This is a genomic window from Arthrobacter pascens (genome assembly GCF_030816475.1).
GTDB classification, from domain to species: Bacteria; Actinomycetota; Actinomycetes; order Actinomycetales; family Micrococcaceae; genus Arthrobacter; species Arthrobacter pascens_B.
The window spans coordinates 621256-640066 of sequence record NZ_JAUSXF010000001.1 but is presented as its reverse complement, the minus strand read 5'-3'; the positions used below and the strand labels follow the sequence as shown (position 1 = coordinate 640066).

Sequence of the window (18811 nt, the reverse complement as noted above, 5' to 3'; positions counted from 1 at the left end):
ATGAACATCGGAACCATGAATAAAGGACCAGTCAACATCGACCCCGCACTCAAGGCCCTGGCGGCCGCCCTCCATGGTGAGGGTCCCGCCGTCGAACTTTCCGTTCGCACTGATGGCGGGCTGGTGGTGGGCCATGTGGACACGCCCGGCTGCGACGACGCTGTTGCGGTGGTCCGCACTTCAGGATCCACCGGTGTTCCCAAGGCCACCATCCTGACAGTCGAGGCATTGGCCGCCTCCTCCATGGCCACCGCGCTGGCCCTCAAGGGCGAGGGCCAGTGGCTCCTGGCGCTGCCCGTGCAGTACGTGGCCGGAGTGCAGGTCCTGGTGCGTTCGCTGTTCGCCGGCACCCGTCCGTGGGTGATGGACATGTCCGGCGGCTTCACGCCTGAGGCCTTCACCGCCGCTGCCCGGGAGCTGACGGACAAGATCCGCTTCACGTCCCTGGTCCCCACCCAACTGCAGCGGCTGCTTGACGCGCCCTCACCCGAGACCCTCGCCGCGCTCCGACGGTTCAACGGAATCCTGCTGGGCGGGGCACCTGCGCCGGCGGGATTGCTGGATGCGGCGCACGATGCGGGACTCCGCGTCTACACCACCTACGGCTCCGCTGAAACCTGCGGCGGCTGCGTCTACGACGGCCTGCCCCTGGAAGGGGTGGAGGTCCGTGTGGCCGAGGACGGCCGCATCCTACTGGGAGGCGACACCGTGGCCGCCGGCTACCTGGATGCGCCGGAAGAGGCCTCCGATACGTTCTTCGAGGAGGACGGCGTCCGCTGGTACCGCACCAGTGATCTGGGCACCCTCGACGCCGATGGCCGGCTCACCGTGCTGGGCCGGGCCGACGACGTCATCATCACCGGCGGCGTGAAAGTCTCCGCCGCGCACGTGCAGGCGGAACTGGAAAAGTCCGACGGCGTCCTTGCCGCCTTTGTTACCGGCGTGCCGTCCGCTGAGTGGGGCCAGGCCGTGGCTGCCTACGTAGCGCTGTCCGGTGCCGCGGATGTCCAGGGCGCCGCCTCCCCCGGCGGGGAACACGCCGTCGTGCTTGAACAGGAATGGCACCGGACGCTGGGCCTCATCGCCCCCAAGACCGTCCTCGCCGATTCGGCGCTGCCGATGCTGCCGAACGGCAAGCCCGACAGGCTGGCAATGACCCGCCGGCTCAACGCCCTGCATCAGGGAAAGTAGAGTAGTCCTGCACCTGCGGCCTTACCGCGGCAGGCACACCATCAGATTCGCCGTTCTCCCTAGCAACACGAGGTACTGACCGTGGCCACAGCCGCACAATGGATCCAAGGCGCCCGCATCCGGACTTTGCCGTCGGCGATCGCGCCGGTGCTGATCGGCACCGCCGCAGCCTATGAAATGGATGCGTTCCGCCCGATTAACGCGGTGCTGGCCGCCCTCGTGGCGCTCCTCCTGCAGATCGGCGTGAACTACGCCAACGACTACTCCGACGGCATCCGTGGCACGGACGAGGACAGGGTGGGTCCGCTGCGCCTGGTGGGCTCCGGTGCGGCTCCAGCGGAACAGGTCAAGTATGTGGCGTTCGCAGCCTTCGCGGCAGCCATGCTGTTCGGGCTTGCGTTGGTGGTGATCACCCAGAGCTGGTGGCTGATCCTCGTGGGCCTGGGCTGCGTCATGGCCGCATGGGGGTACACCGGCGGCAAGAACCCCTATGGCTACATGGGGCTGGGCGACGTCTTTGTGTTTGTGTTCTTTGGCCTGGTGGCCACGCTGGGCACCACGTACACCCAGGCCGGGCAGATCAACCTCGCATCGATCATTGGCGCGATCGGCACCGGGCTCATCGCGTGTGCCCTGCTGATGGCCAACAATGTCCGGGACATTCCCACGGATACCCAGGCCGGGAAAAAGACGCTGGCAGTCCGGCTCGGAGACAAGCATGCCCGCGAAAGCTACGTGCTGATGCTCGCTGTCGCCATCCTGCTGGTGGTGATCCTGGCGCCCGGGCGCCCGTGGATGCTGATCGTACTGCTGCTCATCCCGGCCTGCCTGATGCCTGCCTGGCTGATGATTAACGGCCGCAAACGCAAGAGCCTGATCCCCGTGCTCAAGCAGACAGGGCTCATCAACCTCGGCTACAGCATGCTGTTCTCAGTGGGGCTTGTGCTCAGCCACGGCTTCTAGCCTTCTTTGCCGCGGGCTGTTTTGCCCCCGGCGTTGCCCCCGGCCTCGGTACGCTTCACTTCGTTGCGTATGGTGACATCAGGGTTGGCGTCAAGGAGCGCGTCCTCGGCTTCTGCGTCCTCCACCTCACCGGCGCTGCGGAGCGGCTTGGCCTTGCCGGAGAACCGGTAGCGCATGGCTGCCGTGACCTCGTCCCGCTGCTTCTGGAAGAACAGGTAGGCCAGCGCGAAGGCAATCAGGCCCGCGCAGACGACGGACATGATCGCCCCCAGGCCCAGGACGTAGAACAGCACAAAGAGCGGCGCGAAGAGCGCCAGCCGGATCAGGGAGTATTTCAGGAAAGCCACCGTCCAAGTTTAGCGGCCCTCACTGAACGCCCGCCGTCTGCGGACGATAGACTTAATGCCATGCTCTTCCGTGTGGCTCTCGCCGTCGCAGTACTCGCCATTTTCGTGTATGGACTGGTGGACGTGATCCGCACTGACGGACGCCAGACCAGGGGCATCTCCAAGCCCGCATGGATCATCGTGATGATCATCCTGCCCGTTTTGGGCGCAATCCTGTGGCTCCTCATCGGCCGCCCCCGCGGCACCGAGCCGGTCCGTCAGAGCTACAGCCATCCGACGGCCCCGGATGACGATCCGGACTTTCTCCGCAACCTGGAACTGCGCAGGCGAAACCAGGCCGAAGCCGCGCGGCTCAAGAAGCTGAAGGACGAGCTCGAAGCCCAAGCCGCGAAGTCGGCCGAGGGCACCGGCTCCGCGGGTTCCGGAGCCGGCAGCACCGGCACAGGGGTTTCCGGCCCCGGCAGTTCAAGCTCAAGCAGTTCCGGTCCCGGCAGTTCAAGGCCAGGCAGTTCAGACGCGTCGGGCTCGGGGACCAGGGGCGCCGGCGGAAAGGGCCCGGGTTCGGGGGCCGGCGAAGCTGCCGGAGACCATGGCGGCGAAGCGGACAGCCACGATACCGACGGACTGAAGTAGGACCCTGGCCGCGTCATTTGCGGACAGGCCGCCTAGCGGTTCACCTGCAGCGCGGATTGTTCGGAGAGAATGCCTTCGCAGCTGCGCATCACTATCCGGCATACCTCTGCCCCGGGTCGGTCGGTCAGCGGATGTTCGGCCACCACCCGCCAGCGGTCCAGGTATCGCCTGGCCTCGGCACTGACCTGGTCCGGGGATGCGTCCTGCCCCAGACCCAGCCGGAGCTGCGCACTGAGGCCCCGCCCGCCAATCAGCCTCTCTGCTTCTTCTGCGAGTGCGTCATTGAGCGACACGCCGGTAGTGCGCAACGTGGCCAGCAGCCGCAGTTCGCGGAATTCGTGGGCATTGGCCTGAAGGCGTTCCAAGGATGCCGTCAGCTGTGCTGAACCGGGGCGTGGTCCGGAGCGGAGCAGCGCTTCCACGCCCACCAGCACGGTGCGGGCCCTGAGTGCATCGGACCGGGACAGGAACTGGCGGCCCACCAGATCCAGCAGCTCATCCAGGCCGCTGCGCCGGGCGAGATCATGGGCCAGGGCGGTGGGCTCTGTAATCCCGCCCCTGATGAGCACAACAGCCAGGCGGATTCCGAAGAGCCCGAAGCGCCGCAAGAGGGAGGCACGGGCCTCCCGAGTGAGCGCCTGAGGTTGGCTTGCCCGCACGAACCTGTCCGCGGAGAGCAGCATCCGTTCCCGCCCGGGCCTGTCCAGTTCAGCCAGGACAGACAGCGCCGCAAAGTCAGACTGGCGCATACTGCGCGCACTCTGGGCCAACAGCCCGGCCACCGGGACCACCCCCAATGCCAGCTTCCGCAAGCTGTGGTCCCGGCGGTACCTCTCGGCGACGTCCCCCGCGGACAGAAGGGAATCGATCCGGCCCGCACCGATCTCATCTGCCCGTGACAGCACCGCCACCGCATTCACTGTCCCCGACCGTCCCGCCCCCGTGTCCCTGAAGGATTCCAGGAACCGCAGGTCCGAAGCATGCATATGCCGCATCAGGTAGATGATGGCATCTGCCTGCGACGGTGCATCGCCAGGGGCCAGGAAGCTGGCGGACCTGGCTGACACATCCTCGGACAGCGAGGCGATCCCCGGGGTGTCAATGAGGGTGGCTTCGCGCAGGCTTGGCGATGGCCAGTCCACCACGAGCCGGTCCACGTCCCCCGCCCGCTCGCCGCCCAGCCCGAACACCAGGCGCCCGTCCACTCGGTGGAGCGGAAGCGCGCGCGGCTCCCCCGCCAAGGGGTACAGGGTGATCCGTGGAGTGTGCCCGTACTGGTACCACGTCACGATGCGTGTGCATTCACTGGTGTCCGTCGGGGCGATTTCCTCGCCGATGATGGCATTCAGGAGCGTGGACTTGCCCGCCTTGACCATCCCGGCCACCGCGATGCGCAGCGGCTCAGCCAGCCTGCGGGCATAGCCCTCCAGAACCTGCGTCGCGGCTGCGTCGTTGGAGTATACGGCAAGGGCTTCCTGGACCAGGGCCGCCGCACCCCTGGCGGGTGAGTCCCTCATCCCGCCGCCGCCGATTCAGGTGCTTCCGCCGGGTCCGCCGGATCCGGCGGGTGTCTTCCCGCCGGCCGTCCCCGGGCTGGTCCCTCGGCAAGCTGCCGGGCGGCACGGTTCAGGGCATCGACCTTCTTCAGCTCCGCCCTGATCTCCCGGATGCGCATGTCTTTTTCGAGGGTGTACGCGGCGGCGGCCTTTTGGGCTGCCGCCACTGAGTCTGCCAGGGACCTGTGGTGCTCCTCGGCAATCTCTGTGAAATGGTCCCGGGTGGAGCGCTGGACCAGTCGGAGCCTGTCCTTAAGCTGCTTCCCGGCCTGGAAGACAACGTCGTCAACCTGCCGCCGCACCAGCGCCTTGGCCTCGGCCTGCCGACGCTTGAGGCGCGCCTCCTTATCCTCCCGGTACGCCTTGCGCCCCAGCAGCAGGCCCGCTCCGACAGACACCGGATTAATCAGCGCCATTCCGAAAATGCCCGTCAGCAGGCCGAACATCAGCACTCCGCCGTAAGATCCCCGCATACCGATCAGGAGCTTTTGGACCGGATTGATGCGTCCTGAGTCCAACCCCGGCATGTCGTCGACGGGATCCAGAGCGTCTCCCGCGTCCGCAACATGGAGCACGGGCAAGGCCACCTCGTCCTCCGAAAAGTGCTCGGCCACCTGCGCCGCGAGCCATTGCGCCCGTTCGCTGGTCCACACAAAGGTGTCCGATATCGCTGCGGCCACGCACTCTTCCAGCCACTGTGAGAACTGCGGCCAGGTAGGGCTCGGGTCGCCCAGGTCGATGGCCGCCTCCGCCTCCCGCTGAATGCTGCGCAGACGGTCACGCAGATCATAATCCATATCAGCAATGAGGTCGCTGATGCCGTCGTTCAACGTGATCTGCCAGCGGGCCGAGCGCTTCCGGAGCTCATCGGCCTGTGCCTTGGCGGCTTCAAGCCCCTCGATCATCAGCGGGGTGCCTTCGGGGTCCTCAAGGGCAGCGAGCTCCGACTGCAGGGACATTCGAAGGTGCTCGGTGACCGAAAGAACGTCCTGGCTCACGGAGCGCCGCTGGATCCTCTCCGCCTTTCCCACAATTTCGACACGGAGGTGGGTCATCAAGGCAGGGAAGCCGGATTCCGCGTTCAGTTCACCGTCCTGGAGACGGATTGCTTCCAGACGGAGATCGGACGAAACCGGAATCAGCGGGATGTCCGGAGCCACTGTCGCCAGGTGGGCCCTGTCCGCTTCGGCGACGCGGCGCCAGTCCGGGTACAGATCGGTCTTGGACAGGACTCCCACGGCATTGGGGGTGATCCTCATGGCCTGGCGAAGGAACCGGAGTTCAGGCTCGGTGTACTCCTGGGACGCGTCGGACACCAGGAGCAGTGCGTCCGCCGAAGGCAAGGCCGTCAGTGTGGTCAGGGTGTGCGACGAACCCAGTCCGCCAACGCCCGGGGAATCGATCAGCGTCAGGCCTCCGGCCAGCACCTTGCGGGGAAGGAACACTTCAGCTGCCACCAGTTGCCTGGCGTTTCCCGGGTTCCCCCGTTCCGAAACGTAGGAAGCCAGATCGGGGATGTTGATGGACTGGCGTTCCACGCCGTCGTCGCCGGGTTCGTTGTCCCGCCGCGGGATCAGGACAGCAGCCGACGCCGATTCACCGTGCCTGACGATGGTGGGTACGGAAGTGGCGATGTCGTCGTCGACAGGACAGACGGGCGCGTTGACGAGGGCATTGATGAGCTTGCTCTTGCCCTGCTTGAATTCCCCCACCACAATCACGCGGATGCTCGGATCCCGCAGCCGGCCAAGTGTCTGGTCCAGACGCCGGCGAAGATCGGCCCGGTCCCCAGTCCCCACCAGCGCTATGCCTTGCTCCACCAGCTTCACCAGTTCATCCGACATTGTCTTCCTTGGGCTCGCAGGTATGGATCATGCATCTGCCGGCAGGGCGCTTGGCCACCTGCCGGTCATCGTCACCGGGTCACTTGGCTGTCATGGGACTGCTTTAGAACTCCCCTTCGTTGTCCACTGCTGCGACATCGTCAACCGCCGCTACGACGTTGTCCTCCATGTGGCCGACCGTGACGGACTCGTCCGTGTACGTGTTGTCGAAGTCCTCGAACTCCATATCAACAGCAACGGAGTTATCCGTGTTGCCAACGTTCTCCAACTCCACGGAATTGTCAACCGTGCTGCTAACTGAGTTGATAACTGAGTTGTCTGTATTGCCGACATCCTCCAGGTCTGCATAGGTGTCGACGGAGTTATTGGAGTTGTCTGCGGAGTTATCGGAACTGTCGTTGAACGAGTCGGCGACGTCCAGATCAAAATCGGTATTGAAGGAATCGTCGATCGAGCTGTCAGTGTTGAAGGCGTCCCCAAAGTCGACATCCACATCCGTCGTACCGATATTGGCGTCGCGGCCCGCCGTCACTGAGTAGTCTGTCGAGTAGTCCACTGAATTGTCTGTGCTGCTGGAGTCCCTGACGTTGAAAGAATCGTCGAAGTCGATGTCGTCGCCCGCGGCCATAGCATGGTCGCCCGGGGCGATGGTGGCGTGGTTGTCAAAGAACTGGCTCACGTCGCCGTCTGCCCAGATGTTCTGATTGACTGACTGGTCGGTGACGGTGTCCCGGTCATCCACAGTTGAGCTGTAGGAGTAGTTGTTAACTACCTGCTGCAACTGCTGCACTGTCTGGGCGTGGTCATTCAGATAGTTCCCGCTGCCGCCCCCGGCCAGGGGAGGTATGAAGCCTGAGCCATGGCCGCCGTTGTGGCCCGTCCAAGCGCCGTTTCCTCCGGTGTTGTACTGCCGGTCAAAGGATGAGGCGCTGATGGTGATGGGGGCGTAGTCCAGCACAACAGGCATTGCCGCGTCAACATCTGCCGCGCACACGTCAGCCAGCCCGGCGTCCGACAGGGCCTGCTCCGGATCGGCCAGGAAAGCCTGGGCCGCATGGGGGTTGTTGAACAGGCTCATCAGGAACTGGACAAGTTGGCTTGCAAGAGTTGGCATCGGCTGGACCTCACTACTCCGGCGTGTGGATCTCCCGGCGTCCTTGCCGGCCTGAATCAAAGGTAAGGTTCCGGCCGGAGACCCCGCATCGGGTTGCGTCCCCCTGCTGGCCGGCCTCCGTTAGGGGATTGGGTTCCCTCCCGTTAGGGGCAATGGATGCTCTATTCATCAGAATCCTCAGGCGTTGCCCCTAGTGCCAGCCGTAACCGGACCAGGAGATCCGAGCGGTTTTGCGCACCGAGCCGGGCGCGCATCCGGGCAACATGGTGCTCGGCGGTCCGGGGGGAGATGTAAATGGCTTCCCCGATTTCCCGATATGTCTTGCCTTCAAGGACTAGCCTTGCCACATCTTTTTCGCGTTCACTGAGTCCGGCAGACTGCGACCGCATGCCGGGGTTGTTGTCAGGCGGGGTGAGCTTGCGGCCGGCCGGCGGTCCTGCCGGGGTCACTACAGCCGAATTTCCCTGCGGATGAAGGTCGCGGGCACAGGCGAGCAGGCTCATCATGTCCTTGCGCTCGTCTGCGCGGGCGGCGGCATGCCCTGCCAGGCGTGCACCCTCCCACGGCATTCCTATTTTGCTCAGCCCGCGGGCCGCCGCTTCCACATGCGCGGCGTTGAACTGTCCGGCCAGGACGGACACCCAGGCTTTGCCCGCTGCCGCAAGCACAAAGGCGAGGTGGCTGTGTTCTGCCGCCCGCACCAGGGCTGCGGCGTGCGGGGCCAGGTCAGCCGGGCTCTCGGTCAACAATGCGGCCTGGACGGCCGCCCAGTGAAGGGGCACGGCCCAGAGCGGCGGTTCACCAAGCTTTGCCAGCAGGGCCCACGCCTCCTCCAGATAGTGCGCTACCCGCTTGCTTTCCCGTAGCCGGGCGGCGGCGACCATGAGTTCGCCCCATGGCAGGAGGCTGTACAGGTCAACGGAGGTGTGCAGCATCGCCTCCCTGGCCCGCTCCCACGCCATGACAAGTTCGTGGACTTCGCCGCTCCGCCGGGCAAGGCCCACTTCAAGTGCCGCACACAGGAATTCATCCCGGGGCACCAAAGCCCAGGGATTTACTTTCATGGCCTCGTTGATCGCCAGGCGGGCTTCCTCAGGATTGTCCTGCTGCATGGCGGACCAGGCCTGGAGCAGAAAGAGACGGGGTTTGGCGGCATGACCGCCCTGGCCGGCAGCAACGGCGGCACGAAGAATGGTCTCAGCGAGGCGGGGCTCCCCGCCATGCATGGCAAGCAATGCAGCGAGCGCAGCGGGAGTGTCCGGGAGAGCGTGGGCCGAGCCTGAGGCATTGAGCATGTCCGAGGCATGGATCAAGACGGGAAGGGCATGCTGCGGCTCGGTCCCAAGCGATTCGAGGATGCCCTGGCCCATCTGCGTCAGGGCGACGGCCAGTAGCGTGGGCGACGCCGCCGCCGGATCGGAAGGGAATATCGCTTCCGCCCCGGACCGGTTGCCGCAGCCGATCATCGCAACAGCAGCCAGCGGTGCCGATTGGCCTACCCTGGCCCGGCCCAGCCAGCTGTACACGTCTGCGCTGCGGGCCAGCATTCCCCGGTGGGCCCACACTGCGGCCGCAACATCCACTCCGCGCACGAGGTCCGGCGGATCGACGCTGACTAGGAGCGAGTCAACGATCCGGCCGGCGGCATCGAGATCTCCGGCAGCGGCAGCAGCCTGGGCCCGGCGGGCAGCCGTTGCCATCTCATCGGCTCCGGCCAACAATGCTTCGTCATAGATTTGGACTGCCAGCGCGGGCTCGCGTTCAAGTGCTTTGTCAGCAGTCTTTTCGAGCTCCGCCGCCACGCGGGGATCGGCCAGTCCGCTCCGTGCCAGGTCCCGCGCGAAGTCTCCCAGCGGCCTGCGTTCCGCAGCGAACCTTCCGACGAGTTCGCGCTGCAATGCATGCACGCGCGCGGTCGGAGTGACGGTCAGGAGCGAATGCTGCACCGGACCCACTACGGTTCCGTCCGGCTGCAGGAGGCCGGCTGACTCTGCCTTCGCAACCAGCGCTGCAAGGCTCTCCACTTCGTCGCCGTCCAGCTTGCGTTCCAGCGCCTGCGGCAGGGGGCCCGGAAGGGCAAATCCAACGGACAAGGCGAGCAGGAGTTCCCTGACGGCCGCGTTTTCGCCCTGCAGGCGCTGCGCCATGTACTCCGCACTATGGTGCGACGGCGGATGCATGTGATTCCCGTTCATCCTCAGGCCGCCGCTTCGGTCGGGAGGGCTGCGTCAGCTGCAGTGGATGTCTCGGTGGTGGGAACGTCGACTGAAGGTTCCGGGGTGGGTGAGGGTTCAGCTGTCGGGTCGATAGTCGGTTCGGGAATTGTCGGCTCAGGGGTCGGTACGGGCGTCGGCTGCGGGGTCGGTTCAGGCGTCGGCTCAGGGGTCGGTACCGGCGTCGGCTGCGGGGCCGGCTCAGGCGTCGGCTCCGGGGCCGGCTCAGGCGTCGGCTGCGGGGTCGGCTCAGGTGTCGGCTCGGGTGCGGGCTCCGACATGGGGTCAGGCGCGGGAGCCGGATCCGAAGGTTCCGGCCCCGGCTCGGAAGCTGGATCGGTGGGGGTGGACGTGCCGGGAGCAGGGTCGGAATCCGTGGGCGAGCCGGCAGGATCAGCAGTTGTACCGGCCTGATCGGGAGTTTGCGCCGCGGAGCCGTCAGTGGTCTGTGAGTTCTCGTTGCCGGCTGCTGCTACTCCGATTTGGGGTGTTGAGCCTGCCGCCTGGCCCGATCCTGCCCACGATTGCAGGCCGGCCGTCGGGATCGCCATCGCGATCCCGGTTGCGCCGGGAAGGTTGCCCGTGCCCTGTTGTCCGCTTGCCTCGATCCCGGTTGCAGGGACGCCTGCCCCAATACTGGTATCCTCGCCGCCTCCAACGGCAGGGGAAAGGGCCGGGGCGGCCCCGCTGTCCTTCGACGCGTCCGCGGCAGGCGGCACAAAGATAGACGAGAGCTGTCCCAGCCCCTCAGGGCTCTGGGCCGCTGTGGCTGTAAGCACCGTGAAGAGGGCCGCAGCTGCGGCTGCCGTTGTCACCCGCACCGTGGGCTTCTGGACTTGGGTGCCGCGGTGCGGCCTGTGCCCTGGATGGTGTTGCTCCGGGCCATCGGCTTTGCCGTCCGACAGGACACGCGGCATGCCTGCAGGTTTCCGGGACCAGCTGGCGTGCGGGCTTGCGTTGTCGGTTACGGGAACCCCCGCCGCGGCAACAAGTTCGGCAGCGGCCGGCGCCTCTGCGCCCAGCGCGGAGACGGCAGCCCCCAGGCAGATCGACGACTTGGGATCAGCATCAACGGCTATGGGACGGTCCAGCTGCTGCGAAATGAGCTGCGCCACCAGTGGTATGCGGGAGGACCCGCCGATCAGCAGCACGGCAGACAAGTCCCCGGCTGTCAGCCCAACGTCCTGGAGCGAACTTTCCAAGGCGTCCACCGTCTCGCGGATAGGGCCCTCGATCATCGCCTCGAATTCAGCCCTGACCAGGCGTACCTGCTGCTGGATTCCGGGCAGGAACACCGAGATGCTTGCCTCAGTGTCGGAAGAGAGCGCTTCCTTGGCTTCAACGCATTCCCGCCGCAGCCGGGCCAGCGCCGCAAGTGCTCCAGGCATGTCATGGTCCACGCCGGCCAGGGCCGCTCCTGCGTGCTCCGCGACATGACCGAAGACAGCGGCGTCGAAATCGGCGCCGCCCAGCCCTTCAATACCTTCCGGCCGCCCCAGGAATTCAAAACGGCCGGCGGTTGCCTTCCTCAGGACCGCGGTGTCAAAGGTTCCGCCGCCAAGGTCGTAGACCCCGATAGTGCTCCCGTCCTCCACCCGCACCTGGGAGGCGTAGTGCAGTGCCGCCGCCTCCGGTTCGGTGATCAGATCGACGTCGGCAAGGCCCTTCGCGGCCAGGGCATCGAGGATAAGGGCGGTGCGATGCCCACCCCAGGAGGCAGGATGGGACATGACAATCCGCGACGGCGGCGCTCCCTCGCGCTCTTCAGCGCGGTCAGCGACCCATCGGGCCATCGTGGCGAAAACATCTTCGGCGGCAAGTGACATCGTGCCGACGCAGATCGGTACTGCGTCACCCACCCGGCGTTTGAATTCACGCACCACACGCTCGGGGGAATCGAGGCCGCGTCGCTCCGCGGCTTCTCCCACAAGGATGGGTCCCTCCTGGGGGTAATACACCACGGACGGGACTGCCGTTCCACGGAGGCCCAGTGGTAGGCTCTCCGGAACAGGCCGGGCGTTCCGGTCAAGTCGGGCTACAGCGGCCGCAGTGAAACTGGTCCCGACATCAATGGCGAGAACGTAGTTCATAGGTACCTCGAGAAACGCTGCGAGTCGTCTGCGAGCTGCATCACAGGCGAACTCCCACCAAGGTAGCATCACCGGATCGCGGGCAACACCCTTATTTGGTACACCGATTTGCTATTCGGTGCTGCAGCGTATCAACGCGGTACTGGAAAGACCTCCTTAGAGGCCTGAGTAGGAGTGCAGCCCGTTGAAGAACTGGTTGACGATGGTGAAATTAAAGACCACGCACAAGTAGCCGACGATCGACAACCACGCGGCCCGTGTGCCGGTCCAGCCGCGCGTGGCCCGGGCGTGCAGGTAGCCTGCGTAGACCACCCAGATGACGAAGGTCCACACTTCCTTGGTGTCCCACCCCCAGAAGCGGCCCCAGGCCTTTTCCGCCCAGATGGCACCGAACATGAGCGTGAAGGTCCAGCCAATGAAGGCGATGGCGTTGATCCGGTATGAGAGGTTCTCCAGGCTCAGGGCGGAAGGCACCAGCCGCATGAAGCCCAGCTTGTCCGTGCTGCCTGCCGCCACCGTCTTCTGCCGGTGTGCCTGGACCAGCTGCAGTGCGGACATGGCGAAAGTGAGGGTGAAAAGCGCGGATGACATCACGGCGATGGAGACGTGGATGATGAGCCAATAGCTCTGCAGGGCGGGCACCAGGTGGCCTACGGGGGTCCAGAACGCCACCGAGGCAGCCACCAGCATGATGATCACCAGGCCTACCACGAACGTGCCCAGGAAACGAAGGTCACGGCGGATCAGCACCAGCAGGAACATGGCCATGACAACGAACGCGCCCGTGGTGAGGAACTCGTACATGTTGCCCCACGGCACGCGACCGGCGCCGATGGCCCGGGTAATGACGCCGGCGGCATGGATCGCGGCACCCAGCACCGCGAGTGCTACTGCCACTCGAGCGGGAACGCGACGGACAGCGGCGTAGCGCATGTCGCCGTCGGCTGTCTGTCCGCCGCCCGACGCGGGGCCGGCCTGTTTCGACGCCGATGATGTGGGCCGTTCGGCCCGGCCCACCGGCCCCGCCAGGTGGGACTCTGTCCGGTCCATGACGGCAACCGCGCCGGCGCTTCCTACACCAGCTACCACCGGCACCTTTTGCGCCAGGGCGGCTTCTGCGGCCTTGAGGTCAACGGCGCGCAGGGCCTTGCTGCTCTTCGCCAGGTCCCAGGCGAAGGCAATGAAGGCCACGGTGTAGGTGCCGGCGGCGAGCAACATGAACAGCTCGCTGTACTGGCCCATGGTTTCGTTGATGGGGAAAGGCATTACTGGTCCTTTTTCGGCCCGCCGGGGCCAGCTGGGGTGGTGACGGAGTCTGCGCCATTATCGTCCTGGCGGCTGGGAGTTTGCTGGGTGGCCGAGGAGCCGGCCGGGTCGGAATCCTGGCGCGCCTCTTCCGGGAGTTGCCATTCCGCGGTCAGCAGATTGCGGATTGCTGCCGATTCGGCTGCAAGCCTGTGATCCTCGCCGCGGGCCAGGAGGCCGTATTCCACCATGGTCCGGCCGTCCTCGTGGGTGCCGGTCCGCACCCAGACCCTGCGCCGGTTCACGTAGAGCGACAGGATGAGGCCGGCCACAGCCAGCAGGGCGAAGACCAACGCGTAGACCTGGCCCGGGTTGTTGTGGATATCCACGCCCACGTACTTCTTGACGCCGTCGAAGCTGATGCTTCCCTTCCCGTCAGGCAGGGTATACGTGGCGCCCGGCGTCAGGGTGATGCCGCCGGCTGCCAGGTCACGTGCATTCAACGGTGTGAGCTTCCTGACGTCCAGCTCGAAGACGTTCTGCGGCGCCCCGTTGTTGAGGCCGAGGTCCCCGTAATAGGAGTTCAGCGTCAGCTGGGGGTTGAACAGCGCGGGATCGGCACTGAAGGATACGCCCTGTTCGTTGACGAACGCCGTGGGAAGGAAGAAGCCGACAAAACCGAGCTGGTCGGGTTTGGCGTCGGGGACCTTGATCACCACGGACGAGTAGTAGTTGTCACCCTGGAGCTTGGCGACCACGGGACCCTGCATGGCCACGTTGCCGGCGCCGTCGCGGATGGTGACCATCGGCGCATAGCCGTTGCCCGTGAGGTAGACGCTGGTGCCGCCAAGGTTCAGGGGATCGTTGACCTTGAGGATTTGCTGCCGGGCCGGGGAGTCAGGCGTCTCCTTGGTGGTGACGGCCGCCGTGAAGTCGATAGGCTGACCGAATTTGCCCTTGGATTCACGGTCGAAGGTGACATCGAACTTGTCCAGCTGGATGGAGTATGGCTGCAGCTGGCTGCTCTGGAAATTGGTGCCCGGCGTGAACTGGTCATAGCCCACCAGCGTGTTCACGAAGGTGTCGCCCTCCACCAGGATGCGCTGGCCGCTGTAGCCGAACAGCCCTCCGACGGCCACCGAGACGAGCACACCGATCAGCGACGTGTGGAACACCAGGTTCCCCACTTCCTTCAGAAAGCCGCGCTCGGCTCCTAAAGACGGCAGCGCGCCGTCGTCGTCCCTTACATCGACGCGGTAGCCGCGCTTCCTGAGCAGCCGGGCGGCGCTGTGGATGGCGTCCGACGCCGGGAGGCCGGCTTCTGCCGGAACCACCAGTGTGCCGTACTCCGGGAGCCGGGAGAGCCTCTGCGGGGTCCTGGGCGGCTGGGAGCGCATGGCCCTGTAATGGGCGATGGCCCGGGGAACCACGCAGCCGATCAGGGAGATGAACAGCAGGAGGTAGATGGCCGAGAACCAGGCTGACGAATAGACGTCGTACAGCTGGAGGGTGTCCAGCAGCTTGCCGTAGTCGGGATGGTCCTGGATGTACTGCGTCACGTTGGACGGGTTGGCCGGACGCTGCGGGAACAGCGATCCGGGAACCGCGGCGACAGCCAGCAGCAGCAGCAGGAACAGCGCGGTGCGCATGCTGGTCAGCTGGGTCCAGGCCCAACGGAGCATCCCCACCGGCCCCAGTGCTGGCAGGGCTGCTTCTGCCTTGGCTGCGGCCACAGGGGCCGGGGGCTTCTTCTTTACGTTCACGCGCTCGCTCATCAGATCGGCAACTTCACATCGGTTTGGAACCAGTACTGCAGCCCGGTGACCCAGGCGCCCCAGACTCCGCTGGCCATCAGCAGGCCCAGCACTATCAGGATGCCTCCGCCCGTCCGCTGGATGGCCAGGCGGTGTTTGCGGAAGAAGGACATCACGCCCATGCCGCGCCGGACTGCCAGTGCAATGAGCAGGAACGGTATGCCGAGGCCGAGGCTGTAGATAAAGGCCAGGAGGGCACCCTTGGCGGCGGACGAACCGCCGGACAGGCTCAGGAGCTGGACAGCGGAATAGGTGGGTCCGATGCACGGCGCCCAGCCCAGCCCGAATGTGATCCCCAACAGCGGAGCACCCCACAGCCCGGCCGGCGGCTTGGCATGGATCTTGGCATCACGCTGGAGCCAGCCGAAGCCGCCCATGAACACGACGCCCATGGCGATCACCAGGACACCGAGCAGCTGCGTGATCCAGGCGTTCTGGGCACCCGTGATTAAGGTCCCGAGCTGGCCGAATGCCCCGCCAAGCAGCACGAAAATCACCGAGAACCCCAGCACAAACAAGCCGATGCCCGCGAGCATCCGGCCGCGCTTCTGGCGCTCCAGGTCCACGCCGCTAAGTCCCGTGACGTAGCCCAGGTAGCCGGGCACTAGGGGCAGCACGCAGGGCGACAGGAAGGACACGAGTCCGGCCAGGAGCGCCACCGGAATGGCAAGGAGGAGTGAGCCGTTCAGGATGGCTTCGGCGAAGGGACTGTTCACGACTCTGCTTACTCCGCCACTGCTGCGCTAATGAGGGCCTTGAGGGTGCCCTTCTCGATTTCGCCCAGTACGCGCGAGGCCACCCGGCCCTGCTTGTCCAGCACCAGGGTTGTCGGAACGGCACCGGGAGGTACCAGGCCCGAGACAGCGAGGAGGACCCCGCCATTCTTGTCGTCGAAGCTGGGGTAGGTCAGGTTGAAGGTCTTATCGAATGCTTCCGCCGTGGCCTTTTCGTCCCGGAGGTTGACGCCGAAGAACTGCACGCCCTGGTCCTTGAACTCCTGGTGCAGCGCTTCCAGCTGCGGGGCCTCCACCCGGCACGGCGCGCACGCCGCGAACCAGAAGTTCAGCACTGTCACCTTGCCCTGGAAATCGGCTGGAGTTACGGCGGTGCCGGTGAACAGCGTGCCATTAATTGCGACGGCGGACTTGCGGTCCGCAGCGGCGAACTCGGTGACTGAACCGTCCCCCGCAACATAGTTCTTGTTGTCGCCGGCCTTGGCCTGCTTTGCGAGGGCATCCTCCTGCGCACACGCTGAGAGTCCCAGCGTGAGGGCCGTGAGGGCGGCGCCTCCGGCGGCGAGCAGGCCGCGGCGGGAGGTAACGGGGTTGATGCTCACGGCTCAGGCTCCCGGGGTGCTGGCCGCACCAGGCAGAAGGGCGGCAGCAGGCTCGCTGTATTCAACGCGGAGAAGGGAGCCGTCGTCGTCGAACACGAGGGACGTGATGGACGTCAGCGTGCACTCACGCTTGCGGGGGTCATGCCACAGCGGCCTGCCTTCGGCGCTGAGCCGGGTGGCCCAGATGGGGAGCTGGTGGCTGACCATGATGGCCTCCGGGCCGTGTGTTCCGAAGTCGCCGCCGGCAAGCTCGATGGCACGGATCCTGGCATCCTGGACTGCAGCCCTGACCCGGGCCGCCTGCTCCTTGTAGGGCTCACCCCAGGAAGGCCTAAGCGGGTTGACAAGCCGCGGCCAGTGCTTGGGCCTGCGAAGCTCTGCCTTGGTGACCTTCAGGCCCTCGAAGTAGTTTTCCGCCTCGATGATCCGCGGATCGGTGTGGATCTCCAGGTGAAGGGCCTGCGCTGTCGGGGCGGCCGTCTCCTGCGCCCTGACAAGCGGTGAAGCCGCAAGATAGACGATCCTCGCCCCGTGTGCCGCACGGTCCCGGAAGTGCTCCGCAAGGGTTTCCGCCATTTGCCGTCCCAGCTCGGAGAGGTGGAATTCGGGCAGCCTGCCGTATAGAACGCCGTCGGGGTTGTGGACCTCGCCGTGGCGGAGCAGATGGACAGTGGCTTGGGGCATGTGTACCAGTTTCTCAAAGATGGCGTGCTATCCGAAATCTTCTACATCTAGTAGAACTGAAGTTTTTTGAAAAATGTTCCGGAAACGGGAACAAAAGATGCAAATGCATGTTTATACTGGATGCAGCAGTTAGTTGATGCTTCAACAGATGAAGTTTCAACCTATCCCGTAGTACCACCCGACATATTTCCAAGGAGATTCACCATGGCACTTCCCGCAGACGTCACCACCGGCACCTGGACCCTCGACAACTCGCACAGCGAAATCGGATTTACCGTCCGCCACGCAGGCATCAGCAAGGTCCGCGGGCAGTTCAAGGATGCCGCAGCAACCTTGGATCTCGCTGAAAACGTCGCCGACTCAAAGATCAGTGCCACCATCCAGACCGCCAGCTTCGATTCGGGGGACGTCAACCGCGACGGCCACGTCCGCGGCGAAGACTTCTTCGATGTGGAGAAGTTCCCGGAGATCTCCTTCGTTTCCAACGGCCTGGTGGCCAAGGGCAACAGCTACGAGCTGACCGGCGACCTCACCATCAAGGGAGTTACCCGTCCCGTCTCCCTGGAGACAGAGTTCAATGGCGTGGCAGTGGACCCGTTCGGTAACACCCGCGCAGGCGTGAGCGCTGAAACCACCATCAGCCGCAAGGACTTCGGCCTCACCTGGAACGCAGTGCTGGAGGCCGGCGGCGTGCTGGTCAGCGACAAGGTTGGCATCAACCTGGAGCTGGCGTTCATCGCACCGGCCGCATAGCCCGCTTCTAACCGCACCCCGGCCCGGACTCCTCCAGGAGTCCGGACCGGGGTGCCGTTGTTTATCGCATTGTTTGACCCCGGAGTCCACGGGCCGCCCCCGCTGCGGCAGGAATCCACTGCCTGGCAAGGGCCTGACGTTCCTCTTCCGGACCCACCCCTTCCTCACGGGTAAGAAGGGTTGCGCGGTCTACAGTGAGAGCCATGAGCAACCCTAATGAAGTACCGCCGCCAGAGCAGCCGCCTGCCGGCAACATTCCTCCTGCCGGCGGTGTTCCTCCCGCTGGCAGCGTTCCTCCTGCCGGCGGCGTTCCTGCCACCGCCAACGAGCCGCAGGGCTACCAGCCGCCACCGCCGGGATACCAGGCCCCAGGTCCGGCCTATCCCCCGCCCGGCCAGGCGTTTCCGCCGCAGAACCCGCCCTACGCGCAGGGCCAGCCATACGGACAGGCTGCCTATCCTGCTGGCACCGCACCGTCAAACAATCCCCCGGCCGGCCTGGGCTACGCCGCTCCTCCGCGCAATGCCTTCGGGCTGGACTTCAACAACATCGGCCAGAGGCTGACTGACACCAGGGGTGTTCCGCAGCAGCTAGTCGTGTCCTACTGGCTCTGGATCGCAGCGGCGGCCCTTGGGATCGTCTTCAGCCTGATGATGGGTGGGGGAGTCGGAGGATTCATCTTTGAGCTCATCTTTGCGGCCCTGTACGTGTTCATCGCCATCCGGCTGAAGGAGGGCGCCAGGTGGGCCCGCCTGGTCCTCTCAATCCTGGGCGGCCTTGCAGTGATCGGCTTCCTCGCCAACCTCATCTTCATGAACCCCAGCGCTGTCGGGTCAGCTGCCGCAGTGGCGGCTGCCATCATGATGTGGCTCCCGCAGTCCCGGGAGCACTTCAAGGGCTGAGCCCGGACACATTGCAGGGGAAGGACCCGCCCCTGTGCCATCGGGAAGGCTGCGGCCAGGTGAGCACCACCAGGCCGCAGCCTTCCGCCGCGTTTCAGTGCAGCCCCGGTGGCCGAATACCTCTTC

15 protein-coding genes and 1 pseudogene are annotated in these 18811 nt (G+C 65.3%); 5 read left to right on the top strand and 11 right to left on the bottom strand.

What is annotated here, in order from left to right; all coding sequences use genetic code 11:
- The first annotated feature begins 15 nt into the window (after positions 1-15).
- Positions 16-1191 (top strand): AMP-binding protein, encoded by a 1176-nt coding sequence (locus tag QFZ40_RS02905; RefSeq protein ID WP_306902750.1) that lies wholly within the window; start codon positions 16-18, stop codon positions 1189-1191.
- An 81-nt stretch (positions 1192-1272) separates the two neighbouring features.
- Positions 1273-2154 carry a 1,4-dihydroxy-2-naphthoate polyprenyltransferase gene (locus QFZ40_RS02900; protein WP_306902749.1) on the top strand — a complete coding sequence of 294 codons (882 nt, stop codon included), beginning with the start codon at positions 1273-1275 and terminating at the stop codon, positions 2152-2154.
- On the opposite strand, the gene QFZ40_RS02895 is transcribed toward QFZ40_RS02900, so the two are convergent.
- Complete coding sequence (locus QFZ40_RS02895) at positions 2151-2501, bottom strand: DUF4229 domain-containing protein (protein ID WP_306902747.1); 351 nt, start codon at positions 2499-2501, stop codon at positions 2151-2153. The two genes, QFZ40_RS02900 and QFZ40_RS02895, sit on opposite strands and share 4 nt — an antisense overlap.
- A gap of 60 nt (positions 2502-2561) precedes the next feature.
- Between QFZ40_RS02895 and QFZ40_RS02890 the strand changes: the two are divergent.
- Positions 2562-2906 (top strand): annotated as a pseudogene (locus QFZ40_RS02890) (PLD nuclease N-terminal domain-containing protein); the annotation flags it as partial.
- 260 nt (positions 2907-3166) lie between these two features.
- Here the strand turns inward: QFZ40_RS02890 and QFZ40_RS02885 are convergent.
- The 10 genes from QFZ40_RS02885 to QFZ40_RS02840 form a co-directional block, all read right to left on the bottom strand.
- Positions 3167-4651 (bottom strand): dynamin family protein, encoded by a 1485-nt coding sequence (locus tag QFZ40_RS02885; protein WP_306902746.1) that lies wholly within the window; start codon positions 4649-4651, stop codon positions 3167-3169.
- Positions 4648-6534, bottom strand: a complete 1887-nt coding sequence (locus QFZ40_RS02880; protein ID WP_306902745.1) for a dynamin family protein — start codon at positions 6532-6534, stop codon at positions 4648-4650. The genes QFZ40_RS02885 and QFZ40_RS02880 overlap by 4 nt, the downstream gene beginning before the upstream one ends.
- 103 nt (positions 6535-6637) lie before the next feature.
- Positions 6638-7648, bottom strand: a complete 1011-nt coding sequence (locus tag QFZ40_RS02875) for an IniB N-terminal domain-containing protein (RefSeq protein WP_306902744.1) — start codon at positions 7646-7648, stop codon at positions 6638-6640.
- Positions 7649-7809: 161 nt separating this feature from the next.
- Positions 7810-9843 carry a LuxR C-terminal-related transcriptional regulator gene (locus tag QFZ40_RS02870; protein ID WP_373427383.1) on the bottom strand — a complete coding sequence of 678 codons (2034 nt, stop codon included), beginning with the start codon at positions 9841-9843 and terminating at the stop codon, positions 7810-7812.
- Between the two features lie 2 nt (positions 9844-9845).
- Positions 9846-11951: an Hsp70 family protein gene (locus QFZ40_RS02865; RefSeq protein WP_306902742.1), complete on the bottom strand. Its 2106-nt coding sequence runs from the start codon at positions 11949-11951 to the stop codon at positions 9846-9848.
- Positions 11952-12107: 156 nt separating this feature from the next.
- Positions 12108-13217 carry a c-type cytochrome biogenesis protein CcsB gene (gene ccsB / locus QFZ40_RS02860; protein ID WP_306902741.1) on the bottom strand — a complete coding sequence of 370 codons (1110 nt, stop codon included), beginning with the start codon at positions 13215-13217 and terminating at the stop codon, positions 12108-12110.
- Positions 13217-14971, bottom strand: a complete 1755-nt coding sequence (resB, locus tag QFZ40_RS02855) for a cytochrome c biogenesis protein ResB (protein ID WP_306902740.1) — start codon at positions 14969-14971, stop codon at positions 13217-13219. The genes ccsB and resB overlap by 1 nt, the downstream gene beginning before the upstream one ends.
- Complete coding sequence (locus tag QFZ40_RS02850; protein ID WP_306902739.1) at positions 14971-15726, bottom strand: cytochrome c biogenesis CcdA family protein; 756 nt, start codon at positions 15724-15726, stop codon at positions 14971-14973. The genes resB and QFZ40_RS02850 overlap by 1 nt, the downstream gene beginning before the upstream one ends.
- A gap of 8 nt (positions 15727-15734) precedes the next feature.
- Complete coding sequence (locus QFZ40_RS02845) at positions 15735-16313, bottom strand: TlpA family protein disulfide reductase (protein WP_373427459.1); 579 nt, start codon at positions 16311-16313, stop codon at positions 15735-15737.
- A 36-nt stretch (positions 16314-16349) separates the two neighbouring features.
- Positions 16350-17030 (bottom strand): histidine phosphatase family protein, encoded by a 681-nt coding sequence (locus QFZ40_RS02840; RefSeq protein WP_306902738.1) that lies wholly within the window; start codon positions 17028-17030, stop codon positions 16350-16352.
- 204 nt (positions 17031-17234) lie between these two features.
- On the opposite strand from QFZ40_RS02840, the gene QFZ40_RS02835 reads away from it, so the two are divergent.
- Positions 17235-17783 (top strand): YceI family protein, encoded by a 549-nt coding sequence (locus tag QFZ40_RS02835; protein ID WP_306902737.1) that lies wholly within the window; start codon positions 17235-17237, stop codon positions 17781-17783.
- Between the two features lie 203 nt (positions 17784-17986).
- Positions 17987-18685, top strand: a complete 699-nt coding sequence (locus QFZ40_RS02830; protein WP_306902736.1) for a hypothetical protein — start codon at positions 17987-17989, stop codon at positions 18683-18685.
- Positions 18686-18811 lie beyond the last annotated feature (126 nt).